The organism is Pontibacter populi (assembly GCF_019336435.1).
GTDB lineage: Bacteria > Bacteroidota > Bacteroidia > Cytophagales > Hymenobacteraceae > Pontibacter > Pontibacter humidus.
This window is the reverse complement of the sequence record NZ_JAHWXQ010000001.1, coordinates 919963-938028: the sequence shown is the minus strand read 5'-3', so window position 1 is coordinate 938028 and position 18066 is coordinate 919963. Positions and strand designations below refer to the sequence as shown.

The window sequence follows — 18066 nt, the reverse complement described above, 5'->3', positions numbered from 1 at the left end:
CTAACACAAAAACAGGGGTATTAAATCCACTTTTGTGCAGAATTTATGCCTGCCGGGTATTATTCTTTAAATTGCTTTTCGAGTTTGCCTACCTTCCGGTCCAGCGTTATCAGGTAAATGATAAGCCCGGTCATTACAGTCAGCAAAACCACCACTACTACCCATATCTTTCCATCCTGGCGCAGTGTGTCGGCCATTTCAATATCCGATTCAGCCGGGGCTGATGAATATTCTACCTGTGCCTGCTCGGGCTGGGCCTGCACTTGTGTAAGTCCTGCCAATGCGCCAACTATAAAGCAGCAGATGGCCAGTATTCTAAACAGTTTCATATAAGCGTTGTCTCAGTAATTCAAATCTTGATCTTACATTCACGATCCAGATGCCCAGCATAGTCCAGCCCAGTACGGCAGGGTAAAACACCATACGCAGGCGGCTGTCTAGGTCATAGGTATTAAAACCCGGGTTGCCTCCGTTTCCTGGGTGCAGCGAATCGGTAAGTCTTGGAAGTATAAACAGCAATGGAATTAAAGCTGCGAATGCAAAGATGTTATACACAGCACTGATGCGGGCACGCTGCTGCTGCTCAGCAAACGAGCTGCGCAGTACCACATAGGCGAAATAGATCAGCAGGCCAATGGCCGAGGCGTTCTGTTTCGGGTCGTTGCTCCAGTATTCGCCCCACGTAAATTTAGCCCACTCCATGCCGGTAACTATACCAAGCACGCCGAACAGGATACCCACCTTGGCCGCTTCGTAAGCGATCACATCGTTTTTTATAGTTGGGTTACGCAGGTATTTGATAGAGTAGATCACAGATATCAGCAGGATCAGGATCATGCCAAACCACATCGGCACGTGGAAGTATAAATTGCGGATGGTCTCGTTCAGAATGGCCAACCTCGGAACTTCTGACAGCACACCGGCCACTACTGTAAATATCAGCAGCAGTACAGTCAGTATTTTCCACCAATTCTTCATCATTTATTAATAGCTATTAGATGTTAGATGCGAGGTATCAGCTTCAGTTACAAATTCAGAAACCTCGTGTTTCGTAATTAAATTCTTCTCCTGTTATCAAAAAAATGTGCCTGAAACACTGCGTTCTGCGTCCTTTTTACGAACGCCAAAGGTACGGGAACAAAATATAAGAAACAGTGATAACGATCATGTTTATGGCAAGCAAAGTGAGCAGTTCGTCGAGACTGGCTCCTCTGTCTAAACCATCCATGGCATTCTTCGACATTTTAATGAGCATCAGCAGCATCGGAACTATGACCGGGAAGCTCAGAATCGCCATTAATGTGCTGCTGTTTGCTGCTTTAGAGGCTATGGCCGAGATCATAGTTAGCGAAGTTGAAAACCCGATTGCTCCCAGCAAAAGCGAAAGCAGAAACATTGGAATATCCTGCACCGGGTTGCCCAGCACAAAGGCATAGAACACAAAGCAAATGAAAGCCAGCAGCAACATTAAAAGTGTGTTGTAAACAATTTTAGCCAGTATTATTCCTTGTGGGCTAACGATGGAGTAGAAGTAAAGTAGCCTGCCACGGTTTTCCTGCATAAAACTTTTGGCAATGGCATTTACCGACGTAAAGAGTAAGATTATCCAAAGCAAAGCATTCCAGATCGGGCCGCTGTCGTCGGAGAACTGGCGGAGACCAAAGCTCAGGTAACACACAAAAACCGTACTGCCCACATACAGCAACATGCCGTTAAAGGCATACTTCTGTCGCCATTCGAGCACCAGGTCTTTTTGTATCAGGTATAGTATTTCTTTTAGCAGCACTGCATTAATTTTCCGCAAAGTTACAACACAATTATTTGGTAAAGTAGTGTTTGTTTAGATTGATGATTTGTATCAGTTTATGGGGTATTTATACTGCCGAGGCCTTCGAAGTGCCCATGTCTGGGTTTATAAATGGTTTTTCAAGTTGTCGTTATGAGCGAATTAAGGTATCTCATATGTTCTGAGATTTTCCTCTCGTGTCATTTCGAACGCAGAGAGAAATCTATCTCAGCTTATATAGTTGAGATCCTTTACAACCTGAACCAATCCTTTTCTTTCATAGCCAATTTCAATCCTGGGAGCTCTAAGAGCCTACAGTTCTATAGTTGGCTTTGGTGCCCTCACGGCCGGGAGGCCCCGTCTTCGGGCATCGCGCTGCGTACATTTCTTTCGCTCGTTCCTCACAATGCCTTGCGGCACCAGAAATCTACAAGGCGCTCAACCCAAAGACTGAGACGTTTCGCATAGCTACAGTTCATGTGGGTTGAAAGGCTCTAGTTGCATTGCTTCACTGTGGTCATAGTTTCGACGGGACAGGTAAACCTGTCCTTTTCGCTGCATAGAACTATAGTTTAGAAATTGGCGAAGGTAAAAATATCCCTTTTGAAGGGGGGAAGGGGATGACAAACAGCAACTATAAAACTATAGCACCAACTATAGTTATATCCGGAATTCCCCTCTTGGGAGGGGTAGGGGTGGGTTAATACCGCAACTATAGAACTTTAAGCCAGGGCCACTACTTGTGGCTGTCCCTGCCGGGCCAGTTTAGTTACAAACTCAACACCATGCAAAACCACAAGTTTAAAACTAGCGGCAGTGGAGAAGTAATAACTATAAAACATTAACCCCAACTATAGCATAAACCCCAATCCTGAAAATCCTTTAATCCTGTAAATCCTGATTCAGAAAATTCCTGTTCCTACCGGACAAGTTGACTCTGGAAACTTACGCCTGCGTATCATCCTAAATAGCAAAAGCACGAACTATAGTAGCCCGTGCTTTTACCCGATGAAGATGTATGTTAACTAGAGTGGTTACTCCTTGCCTTTATCTTTGTTCTTATTTTTAGTTTTATGCTTTACTACTTTAGCATCCTGGTAGAAGATGATTTCTTCAGCGATGTTTGTGATCTGGTCGCCGACACGTTCTACTTTTTTGATGATAGAAAGCAGGGCAAGGCCTTCTTCAATGCTGTCCGGGTTAGCGCGCATGAACTCCGCAATAATCGCGTCCGATTTACGGTAGATCTTATTCAGCATTTTGTCGCGCTTAATAATAGTGCGTGCCTGCTCACTGTTATTCGCTTTGTATGCAACCCGGCAGTCATTAAACATAGCCAGCGCTTCATCAAACATTGTTACAGCCTTCGTTATTTCTAACATTTCCGGGCTAAACTTTGCCTCTCTGTTCTGCACGTACATTGAAATACCTTCTGCCGTATCGCCGATGCGCTCCAGGTTAGCATTTATCTTGAGGGTAGCCAATACCAGACGAAGATCCACGGCAACGGGAGTGTACAGGGCCAACAGGTTTTCGCACATGCGGTCTATCTTCACATCAAAGTTGTTAACTTTTTTCCCAAGCTTCACTACTTTACTGGCAAGTTCATGGTCTGCGTTCAACATGGCTTCACGGCCGCTCTGCAGCTGATACTCCACCAGGTCCCACATCTCCATTAGTTTAACCCGCAGGCCAGTAAGTTCAATATCTATTTGGTTCATTTAGTCTCTCGTTAGATTGATAATCAAAACATGCATGCTGTAAACTATAAAAGCTTAACCGAATCGGCCTGTAATATAGTTTTGGGTACGCTCGTGCTTCGGGCTCGTAAACATGGTTTTGGTTTTCGCAAACTCGATCAGTTCGCCCATGTAAAAGAACGCTGTCTGATCGCTTACACGGCCAGCCTGTTGCATGTTGTGTGTAACTATAACTATAGTGTAATCCTCTTTCAGTTCGTAGAGCAGCTCTTCAATTTTGGCGGTAGAGATCGGGTCCAGGGCTGAAGTTGGCTCATCCATAAGTATAACAGACGGCGAAATAGCAAGTGCACGGGCAATACAAAGGCGCTGTTGCTGACCACCCGAAAGCGCCAGTGCCGATTTATCCAGCTTGTCTTTTACCTCTTCCCATAAAGCAGTTTTTCGGAGCGATGTTTCCGCTATCTCGTTCAGAGTTTTCTTGTCTTTGATGCCTTGTATCTTCAGCCCGTATACTACGTTCTCAAACACAGTTTTCGGGAATGGGTTTGGCTTCTGGAAAACCATTCCTACCTGTTTGCGAAGTTCATCCACACGTACATCTTTCGTATAAATGTCGCGGCCATCAAGCAGAATGTCTCCTTCTACTCTAAAGCCGTCGATATAGTCGTTCATACGGTTTAGGGTGCGCAAAAACGTTGACTTACCACAACCCGATGGACCAATAAAAGCCGTAACAGCTTTTTCTTCCATGGCAATGTTAATGTCTTTAAGGGCGTGGAAGCTGCCATAATAGGCGTTCAGGTTACGGGCTTCCAGTTTCTGGTTTTTCTTACTCATCGTTATTTTACCACTTTACACGTTTCTGCCACTTGTGGCGAAGGTATACAGCGATTCCGTTCAAAGTAAAGGTAATAATTAAAAGTATGATAATGGCAGCAGCGGCATTTGTAGCAAAAGCAGCCTGAGGCCTTGATATCCAGTTAAATATCTGAATTGGTAATACGGTAAATTCGTCCATAGGTGAGCTTGGTGCAAACGGTACGTAAGCCAGTGCCCCGATAACTATAAGCGGGGCCGCTTCACCTACTGCCCTCGACAATGCAAGGATAACACCTGTCATAATGCCGCCAAACGAAGCCGGAAGCACCTGGAACCAGATGGTTTGCCATTTAGAGGCTCCCAACGCAAAAGAGGCGTCACGGATACTGCGTGGCACGGCTTTTATAGATTCGCGGGTGGTTACGATAATGATCGGGAGGATAAGCAGGCCCAGGGTTAGCGCACCTGTAAGCAAACTGCCACCTAAACCAAAAACACGCCCAAAGATCTCCAGGCCCAGCAAACCATAGATAATGGAAGGCACCCCGGCAAGATTCGAAATATTTACTTCCAGGAAAGATGCCATCCTGTTCTTTTTACCATACTCTTCCAGGTAAATGCCTGCTGAAATACCCAACGGGAAAGCGAACAGCGACGAAAGTACCAGAATCCAGAGTGTGCCGATCCAGGCGGTGTAAATACCGGCGCGGTGTGCGCGACGCGAAGGCAGGTTACGCAGGAAATCCCAGTCTATACGGCCAAGCCCATCGATCAGGATGTTGATCAGGAAAATAGCAAGCACAACCAGTCCGATCAGGGTACAGAAAATACCGAATCCCTGGAAGGCTTTGTCTTTTAGTCTGTTTAGCTCCGAGTTAGTCATATTTTTCCTGATATTTCTTTCTGATCCAGAAGCTGATATTGTTCAGCGCAAATGTAAAAATGAACAGCGTGATACCTGCCGCGAAAATAGTGCGGTACTCCAGAGAACCATGCGGCACGTCGCCTAAGCTAACCTGCACAATGTAAGTCGTTATCGTTTCGATGGGTACCAACGGGTTGGCAGTAAGGCGCGGCTGCTGACCGGCTGCAATGGCAACAAGCATGGTTTCGCCAACTGCCCTGGAAATAGCCAGGATGATAGACACCAGAATACCTGAAGAAGCTGCCGGAACCAATACCCCAAAAGCAGTCTGGAATTTAGTGGCTCCCATGCCATAAGCACCTTCGCGTAACGATTTCGGAACAGCACTGATGGCGTCCTCACTGAGCGATGAGATCATCGGGATGATCATGATACCCATTACCATACCTGCTGAAAGCGAGTTAAAACCAGCCAGGTTAGGAATAAAGGATTGCAGGAAAGGCGTAACAACGGTAAGCGCAAAGAAACCATATACCACTGTTGGTATACTTGCCAGAATCTCCAGCATTGGTTTTATAGTTGCCCTAAAACCAGCCGGCGCATAGGTGTTCAGGTAAATGGCTATAGTTAAACCGATGGGCAAGGCAACCGCAATGGCTATAGCTGTGGTCAGCATGGTACCGGCCACTAGCGGAAGTATACCAAAGTGCTTATCGGCAAAAAGGGGAGTCCATTGTTTATCTGTCAGAAAATCAATTATAGATACTTCTGAGAAGAATGTAAGCGACTCAGAAAGCAGTACCCAAATGATGCCGGCCGTAACAAGAATGGTAATTGCAGCCGATAGCCACAACAAACCTTCTATTATTCTTTCCTGTATTCTCATGGTTTCCGGTTAATATTATTAATGAGAAGTATTGGTTGAGTCGGGTTTGCGTTGGGTTGTGGCCTTGCCCGTGTGTTTGGCTACAAAGTCTTTAAACTTCTGGTGTTCTGCCTTATACTTTTCGTCAGGTAGCGGAATAAAGCCTATTTCCTGGCTCAGCTGACCTACATTTTCAAAGTAAAAGTCCATAAATTCTACTACCTGTGGCTTTTTAACAGCTGGAGAGTTAACGTATAGGAACAATGCCCGAGAAAGGGGAGCATAGGAGCCATCCTTTATAGTTTCCAGTGAAGGAAGGATAGGGCCCGCACCATTGCTTGCGTCTTCATCATCAACAGGTATGGCTTTCAGTTTGTCTTTATTCTCTTCGTAGTAGGCATACCCGAAAAAGCCAAGTGCGTTTATGTCGCCGGCAACACCCTGTACCAGTACGTTGTCGTCTTCGCTGGCTGTAAAGTCGCCGCGGCTGGCATGGCTTGTACCAACTATAGCTTCGGTAAAATAGTCGTATGTTCCGGACTCAACGCCAGCACCGTAAAGGTGTATTTCACGGTTTGGCCACTCCGGGCGAATCTGGTTCCAGCGCTTTATTTTGTTCTGGGCAGCAGGCTCCCACATCTTTTTAAGCTCCGCAACGGTTATGTCCTTTACCCAGTCGTTTTTAGGGTTTACAACTATAGTTAGTCCATCATAAGCCACTGACAGCTCAATAAAATCAAGGCCATTGGCTCTGGCAGCTTTGGCTTCATCTTCTTTTATAGAGCGAGATGCATTGCTGATATCGATCTCGCCACGCGAGAATTTCTTGAAACCACCACCCGAGCCGGACACACCTATCGTTGTGCGTACATTCGGGGCGGCGTATCTGAATTCTTCTGCAACTGCCTCGGTAATGGGATAAACCGTTGAGGAGCCATCTATCGAAATGTCGCCTTCCAGGGTAAGATCCGCGTCTTCGTTATACTTAGGGCCACAGGCTGCAACCAGTAAAAGAATTGCAGCAGCAGCCAGGTTTTTAAATTTCAGGTGCAACATAGATACGTTTTTTCTAAGTCAGCTTTTGCTAAGTTTTATACCCGGGTTACTTCAGGCTGATTTTATAGTACAGGCCTTATTTAAACTTTTGGGTTATACTACGGTAACTATAGTTTGTCGATACAAAGGGACGGAGAAAAACGCTTTTACGGAAGTGTATGGTGTTATCTTATTGTTACGCAATGTTAAGTAATTGTTAAGTTCCGGCTTAGAAACCGATTTCGAGTTGTACTCTGAACTGGTACTTCTCGCCAAGTCCGCGCTGCTCGCTTCTGGTCAGGTCGCTTTGTACTTTCAGGGCATGACCAACTATGTATTTTGAAACGCCCAGGGTATACTGGTTCTCTGCGGTTAAGCCGGTAACTTTTGTAGGCTCATAGTTGGTGTAGCGGCCTGCTACTTCCCAGTTGTTCATAAAAAGATAGCCTGCCTGTATATTAAATGCGTCCCCGGTTACAAACGTCTCTTCTACTTCGCCGGCATCATTTACCAGCACAACAGGTCCGTCCGGCGCTCTTCTGGCTGCATATTCTGCCATGGCCGAAAAGCCTCTGTACTTAAATATGGCATCTAAAAACAAGGTGTTCAGGTCGCGCTCGGCGCCCAGGAAATCGCCAAGCTGGCCTTGCTCCCGCGATGCTCTGTCGTTTAAATCATAAGCTGCGGCAAGGGCCAGTTTAGGTGTTGGCTCGCGGTAAATGTCGCTCCCTACATAGTCACCTTCTCCTTCAAAAGCACCCATAGGCAAAATCTCGAAACGGCCGGTATAGTCATAACCACCAGAATGGTTCACAGTAATATTGCGGCCATCACCGGTGGAGATAGAGGCGATCTCACGCAGAACAACCTGACCTACCTGGTGCTCGTGATGAAGCTGCAGGCCGGTATCGCGGTCCAAAGTAAAGCGGGAGTTTAGTAAGCTGCGGTCCACGAACTGCATTTTCTGAGAGGAGATGATCCGTTCGCGGTTGCCGGGTAATTTTGTCTGGCCTACATATAGTTGCAAGCCGGGTGTTATTTCCCATTTGGCCACAGCGTCCAGCACAATGTTGCTGGCGTTATTATTCTGGCTGCCCATATTGCCTCCGATGTCGTTATTGCTCAGGCCGAGCTCTATTTTATATTCCAGCTTTGGGCTGTAAGCAAAACCTTCGAGTTTAAGACGGGCCCTGCGGATAACGAAACGATCTTCCCACTGCTCGGTAACAGGCGTATAGCCGCCCTGGTAAAGCACCTGAAAACGAGCGCCTAGTTTCACGCTGAAAGAAGAGTCTGCTGCAACAAACTGCAGGCCTTTGCCAAGTTTAGATTCGTTTATTGTCTGGGCATTTGCACTGCCAACTGAGGCAACTATAGCTGTGCTTAGTAAAAATAGGAAGGTACGGAAATGGGTAATCACGGTACTTTGGTTTAAGGTGAGAATTAATCCTGGGGTCGTGAAACTATAAAATATAACAGCATAGCCCAAAAGCTATGTCCGAATTTTAGATAATCAGCTACGGCAGTTAGTCAGACTGCTATAATCCGGTTACTAAATCACGATGCAAAATAACTGCCTGTATATTACTCGAAAGTTAAGCCAATGTTAAGTTCATGTTAATATTTTGCTGTTGCTTTAAAACAGCCAGGGAATGGTTATCAGTGATTTAGCCTGTTTTGGATGATCTCTCACTGGTGCTTTTAATTTTTTTCAGCAGTTGATTTAATGTATAGTTAACATGGAATTAACCCGTGCTTAACATCTGCAAACAAAGGTTAACGCTAACATAATTTCCCCTTAAACTTCAGGTAAAACTACCATCATACTTTTGCAGCGAGACTAAACAACAGTACATCGCTATGAAGTTTTTACTTACCATTCTCACCACAGTTTTAACTATAAATCTTGCCATAGCCCAACAGGGCACACTAAAAGGCAAAGTAACCGACAAAGCCACCGGCGAAGCTGTAATCGGTGCCGTCGTGTTTATAAAAGGCACCGCCAAAGGCAGCAGTACCGATTACGAAGGCAACTATAGTTTAGCACTGGAGCCCGGTATACACACCATATCTGCCACCTTCCTTTCTTATAAGCCATCCGAAAACCCGGGAGTAACTATAAAGTCAGGCCAGCCAACTACACTTAATATACAGCTCGAAGATAACAGCACCGAGTTAAACGTGGTGGAAGTGGTGGCCACCCGCCAGACCAACACCGAACTTTCCCTGATTCAGGATCTGAGGCAAAGCGAGGTAGTAGTGAGCGGCGTGTCAGGAGAGCAGATCGCCAAATCGCTGGACAGAGATGCCGCGGCAGTAGTAAAGCGCATACCGGGCGTTACCGTGATGAACGATAAATACATTATGATACGCGGCCTGAGCGAGCGCTACAACACGGTCATGCTGAACGATGCCCTTGCCCCAAGTACAGAACCGGATTCCAGGGCTTTCTCTTTCGACATACTTCCGACCAGCGTGTTAGACAGGATCCTGGTTTTTAAATCGGGATCGCCGGAATTGCCGGGTGAGTTTGGTGGGGGCGTGATAAAAGTATACACGAAGAACTTTGCTACCGAAAACACCACCAGCTTTGGGATAACCGGCGGCTACCGCAGCGGCACAACTTTTAGAACTATAAACACACAGCATGGCAGTAAGACCGATTTCCTGGGGTTTGATAATAATACCAGAGCATTGCCCGGTTCTTTCCCATCGCACTTGAATAATGTAGGTAGCGAGAGCTTAATATCAGCAGCCAGGCAACTCAGGAATGGCTGGGCTTTTAACTCTAAAACTGCCGCACCGGATCTACGGCTTTCTCTTGGCCTTACCCGCCGCTTTTTTATAGGAAATACCGAAGCCAGCAGCCTCACAGCTTTAAGTTACAGCAATACCACCCAGCTGCAACACGTAAACCGCTACCGCTATACTTATAACGAAGCCGAGCAGAAGACCAACCTGATAGAATATAGTTACAACGACACCGAATCGAGCCAGAACGCCCGGGTTGGTTTGATCAGTAACTGGGCATTCAGGCTGAACAACAGTAATAAGATCGAGTTCAGAAACCTGTTTAACCAGATGGGGCAGTCGCAGGTAATTGCGCGTACCGGCCAGGAAGTGCAGGGCAAGAGTGTGGATGTGCAGAACTTCTCGCAACACTACGAAAGCAGAACGGTTTACTCTGGGCAGCTGCAGGGCACACACGATGCCGCCGATGACCGCACTACCTATACCTGGACAGCCGGCTACAACTATAGCAACCGAAACGAGCCAAACTACAAGCGCATCAGGTCGCAGCGTAACATCGGTAGCAACGAGCCTTTCAGATGGGTAATTCCGCAGAACTCCGCTACCACGTTTGATGCCGGACGATTTGATTCTGGAATGCAGGAAAACACCGTGCTGGCTGCCGGGCAAGTAGAGCGCAGGTTTGCAGGTAAAGATTCGGTTTCAGAAAATCAGCCCAAATTGAGAGCCGGCTTTTATGCCGAGAACAAGAACCGGAATTTTGATGCGCGCTGGATGTCTTACATTATCTCTGACCCAGGCCAGTTTAACAAAAACCTGCTCACATCGCCATTAGGCCAGCTGTTTACCTCTGAAAATATTAGCACCAGCGGCTTTAGCCTGGCAGAAGGCACCAACCCAACCGATAAATACGATGCGTCAAGTTTGTTAGTAGCTGGGTATATAGGCGGTACCTTTACTGTAAATGATCAGCTTAATCTTTCAGGTGGCCTACGGGTGGAATTTAACGAGCAGCAACTGAGCACATCGAAGTATGGAGGTGGAAAAACAGAAATCAGTAACCCGATAACCAACATACTGCCGTCGCTTAACGCTACCTATAATTTTACAGACAGATCGCTGTTGCGCGGAGGCTATAGTATGAGCGTAAATCGCCTGGAGTTCAGAGAACTGGCACCGTTTACTTACTACGATTTCCAATTGAATGCCGAGATAAGAGGGAACGAAAACCTGAAGACTGCAACGATACACAACACCGATCTGCGCTTTGAGTTTTACCCGAATCCTACAGAAATACTCTCAGTAGGGGTGTTCTACAAGTACTTCAAGAATCCGATCGAGATCTATAGTATACCCGCATCGGGCAACCCAATTTACCAGCCCAAAAATGCCAGCAACGCGCAGAGCTACGGTATCGAAACCGAAGTCCGGAAATCATTCCTGAACCTCTCGAACCGCAGCCTGATACAGAATATGAGCCTGGTGCTGAACGCTTCGCTGATAGAAAGTAAAGTTGACCTGGGCGCAGAATCGGAAGGCCAGGAACGAAACAGGGCCATGTACGGACAGTCGCCTTTTATAGTAAATGCCGGCTTGTACTTTAACGACGAAGAGCGCGCCCTGCAGGTAAACATGCTTTACAACGTAATTGGCAAGCGCATTTTTACGGTAGGCGACGACCAGGCACCAACGGTTTACGAAATGCCACGCAACGTACTCGACCTGTCTGTAACAAAGGGCATAGGTAAGCACCTGGAACTGAAAGCCGGTATTCAGGACCTGCTGAACCAGAAAGTTAAACTGATGCAGGACTCTAACCGCGATACGAAGATCACCTCCCAGGACGACGATTTTGCCAACTATAAACGCGGCAGCTATACCACGCTGGGCATCAACTATAAATTCTAAACATACTTAACCAACCCAAAACCTTTAACCTAAATTTTATTAACCATGAAAAAAGTAAGCACATTATTACTGCTCGCATTATTAGGTGTAGCCACGGTATCTTGTAAAGAGGATGGCGATGACAATGTTACGCCTATTGAGCAGAACAAAGAAGTAGTAGAACTGAGCGGAAGTATCACGTCTGATATGACGCTGAAATCAGATAAGAAATACCTTTTGAAAGGCTTTGTTTACGTGCAGGCTCCTGCTAAACTAACGATAGAACCGGGCACCATTATTAAAGGCGATAAAACAACAAAAGGCTCGCTTATAGTGGAGCGTGGTGCACAGATCATTGCCCGTGGTACAGCAGACAAGCCAATCGTGTTCACCTCTAACCAGCCAAAAGGTTCGCGTAAAGCTGGCGACTGGGGTGGCCTGATCATACTGGGTAATGCGCCTGTAAACTTAGGCAGCTCAGCTGCTATAGAAGGTGGCGTAGACAGGCAATATGGTGGCGATAAACCAGCTGATAACTCAGGTGTGCTGAAGTATGTGCGCATAGAGTTTGCAGGTATTGCCTTCCAGCCGGATAACGAGATCAACGGCATCACTTTTGGCGGTGTTGGTAGCGGCACGGAGATAGACTATGTGCAGGTTTCGTTTGGTGGTGATGATGCTTTTGAGTGGTTTGGCGGTACTACAAATGCGAAACACCTGATCGCTTATAAAACGGTGGATGATATGTTTGACACGGACAACGGTTACTCAGGAACAATACAGTTCGCCTTGGGTATCAGCGATCCGAATGTGGCTGACGTTTCGAAGTCAAATGGTTTTGAGTCGGATAACAACAAAGCCGGCGATACGGCCACACCAAACACACTGGCTAAATTCTCGAACGTGAGTTTGTTCGGACCATTGGCAACTGCCAGCACAATCGCAGATTCAAACTATGGCAGCGGCATCCACTTTAAAAAGAATACCAAAATTTCGGTTTACAACTCTGTGATTGCAGGCTGGCCTACCGGTATTTTCCTGGACGGATCTGCTGTAGAAGGAGGCGCTACAAGAAGCGAGCTTAACTTTAAGAACAACTATGTAGTCGCAGCCACTACACCGTTTAAGGTAGCATCAGGTAGTACATTTGATATACAGAACTGGTTCGCTAGTAATAGTAATATGCAGGCGGCTGCTAACGCAGACCTGAAAATCGAAGGTTCTTTTAAACAGTCTGGTGCTCCGACCTTACTTCCGGGTTCTGGTTCTGAATTACTGAGTGGCGCGTCTTTCAATAACCTGACTGGTTTTGAGTCGGTGCAATTCGTTGGTGCATTCGGTGCTACTGACTGGACAGCAGGCTGGGCTAACTTCGACCCGCAGAACACAGATTACTAATTTCCTTCCTAAGTTCTGGTTGCTTTGCATAGGTGAGATTCTGCATCGCAACCGGCTGCGCGCGGCTTAGTCTCCCGTCCGCACGAAACCCGCCGTTCCCGGTGGGTTTCTTTTTTATAGGTAGCAGAAGTGTAACAGGGGTGTTATTTGAACTACAGCTTAATAGAGATTTGATGGAAGAGCTGGATTTCTCTTATGTTTCTACCGCAAGTTTGCAACTTGTGGTTTTCATGGTGTTGAGTTTGTAACTCAACTGGCCCGGAAGGGACAGGAATTGTCTGAATCAGGATTTACAGGATTCATGGATTTTCAGGATTGGGGTTATTGTCATAGTTGGAGGTAAAGTTTTATAGGTAGCGTAATCCAACCACCCCTACCCCTCCTTATTTAAGGCGGGGAGCTTTTCACTACTAAACTTTCCGTTCTAGTTCTATAGTTGCAGTTTTAACACCCCTGTAGTCCCCTCAAGGGGACAATTCTATAATTGCTATAGTTTACATTATAGTGTTATAGTTGCACGCCACGATCAGGACAGGTTCACCTGTCCCTTTGAAACTATCATCCCGAAAAATCTCGGAGCTTACCAGTTTAAACTATAGACAAGCTATAGCTATGCGAAACTTCTCAGTCTTTGGGTTGAGCGCCTTGTAGATTTGCGGTGCTGAAAGCATTGCGACGCAGGAGCAAAGCAAATGTACACCGCGCGATGCCCGAAGACGGGGCCTCCCGGCCGTGAGGGCACCAAAGCTAACTATAAAACTGTAGGTAAGTAAAGCTCCCAGGATTAAAGAAGGCTATGGAAGGAAGGCTTGGTTCGAGTAGCAACTATAGTTAGCTAAAAGCTGAAATAGATTTCTCACTTTATTCGAAATGACAAAAGCGGAACTATAGAACTATAGCCTAGACGCTAGCAGGACCTGAGCACACTGCTAGATCTTAACCTGCATCACTATTAACTAATCGGAACCTTCCGCAAAATCGCTTCAATAAAATCCTTTGTCTTAATCCCATCCGCTTCCGCTTCATAATTCAGGATGATCCGGTGGTTCATGACGTCGTGAGCTACTTCCTTAATATCCTCCGGCAACACATAATCCCGCTCATCAAAATAAGCGACAGCACGGGCAGCACGGTTTAAAGCAATACTGGCACGAGGGGAAACACCAAACTGTATGTAAGGGGCAAATTCGTTCAGGTCGTATTCGGCAGGGCGGCGCGTAGCAAATACCAGCTCAATAATGTAGCGTTCCAGCGTTTCGGAAAGCTGCACCTGGTTTATCTCGTTGCGGATATGGAAGATGTCCTCCTTGGAAAGAATGGTGTTTATCGTATCGTTGAAAGACATATTGGCCATGCGGCGCATGATCTCCAGTTCATCAGACTTTTTAGGATAGTCAATGTACACTTTCATCATGAAACGGTCTACCTGGGCTTCAGGGAGAGGGTAAGTGCCTTCATGCTCTACAGGGTTCTGAGTTGCCAATACCAGGAAGGGAAGATCAAGTTTATACGTTGTTTCGCCTATAGTTACCTGTTTTTCCTGCATCGCCTCCAGCAGCGCCGACTGCACTTTTGCCGGGGAGCGGTTCACTTCGTCGGCAAGGATCAGGTTAGCGAAAATAGGGCCTTTTTTTACCTCAAACACCGAAGCGTTCTGGTTATAGATCATTGTTCCGATAAGGTCGGATGGCAGCAGATCGGGGGTAAACTGAATACGTTGGAAATCGAGGCGGAGGGCTCTGGAAAGCGAGTTTATAGTTAGTGTTTTAGCCAGCCCGGGAACACCCTCGAGCAGAATATGGCCACCGGTAAATAAGCCGATCAGCAGGCGGTTAACCATGTAGGACTGCCCCACCACAACTTTACCAACCTCACTAAAAACCTGCTTTATCTTCTGCTGGTTCGCCTTTACTCTGTCTTCGTATGCAATTTCTTCTAGTGGCATAAAACTCATAGGATCTGAAAAAATGACCCCAATATAGCTATATTACGCCATTTCTGCTAAGCTATTGTGTTGTTGTTGATCAGCTAAATCGGAAACACTGTTGCAAATAACCGGTTACATAACATTAAAACTATAGTTCTGGTATAGTATGCAGGTGTACCTTATACTTGCACAAATTTTAATCAAAGGCAGTTCATGCAGCACATTTTCTCTACCGACCTCACCTCTGGCCTGTACACCGATATGTACCAGCTTTCGATGGCGCACTCGCATTTTAACTATAACCGGCAAAACGAACAGGTAGTTTTTGACTACTTTTTCAGGAAACAGCCTTATGATGGTGGCTTTACTGTTTTTTCGGGCTTGGGAGAGCTGTTGCCTTTGCTACAGGAGTTTAAGTTTAGTGACCGGGACATTGACTGGCTTCATAAAAATGGGTTTAAAACTGAGTTCCTGGAGTTTTTGCGTGGGTTCAGGTTTAATGGCACATTGCATAGTATGCGCGAAGGCGAGATCGTTTTTCCGCAGGAGCCTTTGGTGCGTGTGCAGGGTAATATAGTAGAAGCGCAACTAGCCGAAACCGTACTGCTCAACTACCTTAATTTTCAGTCATTGGTAGCTACCAAAGCGGCGCGTATAAAACTGGTGGCACGCGGAGCAGCTCTTAGCGAGTTCGGCTTGCGACGGGCACAGGGCCTGGGCGGTATGTTTGCCAGCAGAGCAGCATTTACCGGCGGTTTTACCAGCACATCAAACGTATTGGCGGCCAGTATTTATGGTTTGCCGGCAGTCGGAACTATGGCGCATGCTTACATACAAAGCTATGACGACGAACTGGAGGCTTTCAGAAGTTTTGCCAAAGTGAACCCCGAAGGCTGCGTGTTGCTGGTTGATACCTACGATACCCTGAAAATTGGTGTGCCGAATGCTATTACGGTTGGCAAGGAGATGGAGCAGGAAGGCCACAAACTGATGGGCATACGCCTGGACAGCGGCGACCTGGCTTACCTGGCTAAACAGGCACGACAAATGCTGGATGAGGCTGGTCTGAACTATGTAAAAATTGTGGCCAGTAACCAGTTAGACGAGCACATTATTAAAAGCTTGTTTGAGCAGGGCGCCCCGATCGATATCTTTGGAGTAGGCACCAACCTGGCAACCGGCAAGCCCGACGCAGCTCTCGATGGCGTATACAAACTGAGCATGGCCAATGATGAGCCACGTCTGAAATTATCTGAGAACATCAAGAAAACAACCTTGCCAGGCTTAAAGCAGGTATACCGCTACTCCGACGATAAGGGTAATTTTATTGCGGATGCCGTTGCCCTGGAAAGCGACGCGGTACCTGTTGCCATGCACCACCCTTACGAGCCGGATAAAAGCATGTCGCTGGAAGGCTATAGTTCGGAGGCGTTGCTGCAGTTGGTAATGCAAAACGGAGAGCCAACAAATGCACCTACTTCGGTTACCGATGTTGCTGCCTACGCCACCGAACGTTTAAGTAAGCTCAGCGCTGAGCATAAACGTTTCGAGAATCCGCATATCTACAAAGTAGGTGTAAGCAAGCAGCTTTTAGACCTTAGAAATGATCTTCGGAGCAAGTATAAAAAAGAAAGCCTATAACTATGAAAGCACTGATTATAGTTGATGTTCAGCACGATTTTTTACCTGGTGGCGCACTGGCTGTACCTAACGGAGATGAAATTATTCCGCTGATAAACGAACTGCAGCAGTATGTTGATCTGGTGGTTGCTACGCAGGACTGGCACCCGGCAGGGCACAAAAGCTTTGCATCCGCGCACGAAGGTAAAAACACATTTGAAACGATAGACTTAGAAGGTTTGGAGCAGGTACTATGGCCGGACCATTGCATACAGGGGACTCCCGGTGCCGACTTCTCTCCGGACCTGCATATGAACCACGTGGAAGCCATCTTCCGAAAAGGGATGGAAACGGATATTGACAGTTACAGTGGGTTCTATGACAACGGGCATCGCAAGGCAACAGGTCTGGGTGCTTATCTGAAAGGCCGCGGCGTAACCGATATCTGGGTGTGCGGCCTTGCCAGCGACTATTGTGTTTACTTTACTGCCTTAGACGGACTGGAACTTGGGTTTAAAACCACGCTGATAGAAGATGCGAGTCGACCGATTGATGCTATCAGCTTTGAACTCAAAAAAGAACACCTGCTAAGCAAAGGCGGACAAATTGCCCAGGCCAAAAAGATATTGCTGAAGATGTAGTAGTCAGAAATATGGCGCGAGCGTCCTCGCTCGTGACTTACTATAGTTGGGCCTCTGGCCTAGTCGAGTTGCAAACTCGCGGCAGCACGAAATGTAAAAACAAAGAAGCCACTCCCAAATTAACAGGAGTGGCTTTTATAGTTATGATCTATAGTCGTTTATGATAAATAAAACTCGCCTTCGTGGCCATGTGCGCGCTGGTTCTTAAAGCGGGCAATGTCTGTTTGAAGGTTGTTGTATATTTCTTCAATCTCTTCAGATTCTGCTGTAAGCGGTTTAATGTGATCGCTCAGTAATTTGGCTGCCAACGGGTAAAACTTGGAGTCATCTGTATTTTTGGCATTCACCCTGAAATTGCTAATCGCATTTTCGAGTTTCTTAAGCATTGGGTGCTGGCCTTTAAATTCCTGCACAGTATCGCGGAGTTTCTCCCGTATCATGAGGTACAGATCTTCCTCAAACGTTATTCCTAAATCATCATCCTCCTCATCGTCGAAATCACTGTAGCTGAAATCCTCGTCGAAATCTAAATCGTCTCTCATGGCTAATAATAAAAGTTTTAAAGTTGATAGTACGGGCTAACGTTCTCTTTGTGTCAGATATTTCCGGTTTTTAGGTTAATGTTTGATTTTAAACTACGAATCCGGAAGCAAAGTAAATGCATAATTAGCACTTCGGATTATTATTTGCAATACCTGCCAACGCCAGAATAAATAAGTTTTTCAGGCTCGGCTATACCTACCTGGCGTACTGTGGTTTGTTAAATCCG

The 18066-nt window shown here is 46.4% G+C and carries 15 protein-coding genes; 4 read left to right on the top strand and 11 right to left on the bottom strand.

Features of this window, described 5'->3' with window-relative positions:
* Nucleotides 1-59: 59 nt before the first annotated feature.
* The 9 genes from KYK27_RS04025 to KYK27_RS03985 form a co-directional block, all read right to left on the bottom strand.
* Nucleotides 60-329: a CcmD family protein gene (locus tag KYK27_RS04025; protein ID WP_219337348.1), complete on the bottom strand. Its 270-nt coding sequence runs from the start codon at nucleotides 327-329 to the stop codon at nucleotides 60-62.
* Nucleotides 316-981, bottom strand: coding sequence for a cytochrome c biogenesis protein CcsA (gene ccsA / locus KYK27_RS04020; protein ID WP_199108731.1), 666 nt, complete (start codon nucleotides 979-981; stop codon nucleotides 316-318). Before ccsA ends, KYK27_RS04025 begins: the two co-directional genes overlap by 14 nt.
* Before the next feature lie 133 nt (nucleotides 982-1114).
* Nucleotides 1115-1759 carry a heme exporter protein CcmB gene (locus KYK27_RS04015; RefSeq protein WP_199109211.1) on the bottom strand — a complete coding sequence of 215 codons (645 nt, stop codon included), beginning with the start codon at nucleotides 1757-1759 and terminating at the stop codon, nucleotides 1115-1117.
* Nucleotides 1760-2820: 1061 nt separating this feature from the next.
* Nucleotides 2821-3507 carry a phosphate signaling complex protein PhoU gene (gene phoU / locus KYK27_RS04010; protein WP_162427821.1) on the bottom strand — a complete coding sequence of 229 codons (687 nt, stop codon included), beginning with the start codon at nucleotides 3505-3507 and terminating at the stop codon, nucleotides 2821-2823.
* Between the two features lie 54 nt (nucleotides 3508-3561).
* The gene (gene pstB, locus KYK27_RS04005; protein WP_162427820.1) at nucleotides 3562-4326 is read right to left on the bottom strand and encodes a phosphate ABC transporter ATP-binding protein PstB; all 765 of its coding nucleotides are present in this window, start codon (nucleotides 4324-4326) and stop codon (nucleotides 3562-3564) included.
* A 7-nt stretch (nucleotides 4327-4333) separates the two neighbouring features.
* Nucleotides 4334-5191, bottom strand: coding sequence for a phosphate ABC transporter permease PstA (pstA, locus tag KYK27_RS04000; RefSeq protein WP_162427819.1), 858 nt, complete (start codon nucleotides 5189-5191; stop codon nucleotides 4334-4336).
* Nucleotides 5184-6059: a phosphate ABC transporter permease subunit PstC gene (pstC, locus tag KYK27_RS03995; protein ID WP_162427818.1), complete on the bottom strand. Its 876-nt coding sequence runs from the start codon at nucleotides 6057-6059 to the stop codon at nucleotides 5184-5186. Before pstC ends, pstA begins: the two co-directional genes overlap by 8 nt.
* An 18-nt stretch (nucleotides 6060-6077) precedes the next feature.
* Nucleotides 6078-7094 (bottom strand): PstS family phosphate ABC transporter substrate-binding protein, encoded by a 1017-nt coding sequence (locus KYK27_RS03990; RefSeq protein WP_199108730.1) that lies wholly within the window; start codon nucleotides 7092-7094, stop codon nucleotides 6078-6080.
* 208 nt (nucleotides 7095-7302) lie between these two features.
* Nucleotides 7303-8493 carry a porin gene (locus tag KYK27_RS03985; RefSeq protein ID WP_317195881.1) on the bottom strand — a complete coding sequence of 397 codons (1191 nt, stop codon included), beginning with the start codon at nucleotides 8491-8493 and terminating at the stop codon, nucleotides 7303-7305.
* 440 nt (nucleotides 8494-8933) lie between these two features.
* On the opposite strand from KYK27_RS03985, the gene KYK27_RS03980 reads away from it, so the two are divergent.
* Nucleotides 8934-11732 carry a TonB-dependent receptor gene (locus KYK27_RS03980; protein ID WP_199108729.1) on the top strand — a complete coding sequence of 933 codons (2799 nt, stop codon included), beginning with the start codon at nucleotides 8934-8936 and terminating at the stop codon, nucleotides 11730-11732.
* A 45-nt stretch (nucleotides 11733-11777) separates the two neighbouring features.
* Nucleotides 11778-13109: a T9SS C-terminal target domain-containing protein gene (locus KYK27_RS03975; protein ID WP_199108728.1), complete on the top strand. Its 1332-nt coding sequence runs from the start codon at nucleotides 11778-11780 to the stop codon at nucleotides 13107-13109.
* Between the two features lie 952 nt (nucleotides 13110-14061).
* Here the strand turns inward: KYK27_RS03975 and KYK27_RS03970 are convergent.
* The gene (locus KYK27_RS03970; RefSeq protein ID WP_199108727.1) at nucleotides 14062-15054 is read right to left on the bottom strand and encodes an AAA family ATPase; all 993 of its coding nucleotides are present in this window, start codon (nucleotides 15052-15054) and stop codon (nucleotides 14062-14064) included.
* Between the two features lie 195 nt (nucleotides 15055-15249).
* On the opposite strand from KYK27_RS03970, the gene KYK27_RS03965 reads away from it, so the two are divergent.
* Nucleotides 15250-16677, top strand: coding sequence for a nicotinate phosphoribosyltransferase (locus KYK27_RS03965; RefSeq protein ID WP_199108726.1), 1428 nt, complete (start codon nucleotides 15250-15252; stop codon nucleotides 16675-16677).
* Nucleotides 16678-16679: 2 nt separating this feature from the next.
* Entirely contained in the window at nucleotides 16680-17297 is a 618-nt protein-coding gene (pncA, locus tag KYK27_RS03960; RefSeq protein WP_199108725.1) for a bifunctional nicotinamidase/pyrazinamidase, read from the top strand.
* Between the two features lie 158 nt (nucleotides 17298-17455).
* On the opposite strand, the gene KYK27_RS03955 is transcribed toward pncA, so the two are convergent.
* Entirely contained in the window at nucleotides 17456-17839 is a 384-nt protein-coding gene (locus KYK27_RS03955; protein ID WP_199108724.1) for a hypothetical protein, read from the bottom strand.
* Nucleotides 17840-18066 lie beyond the last annotated feature (227 nt).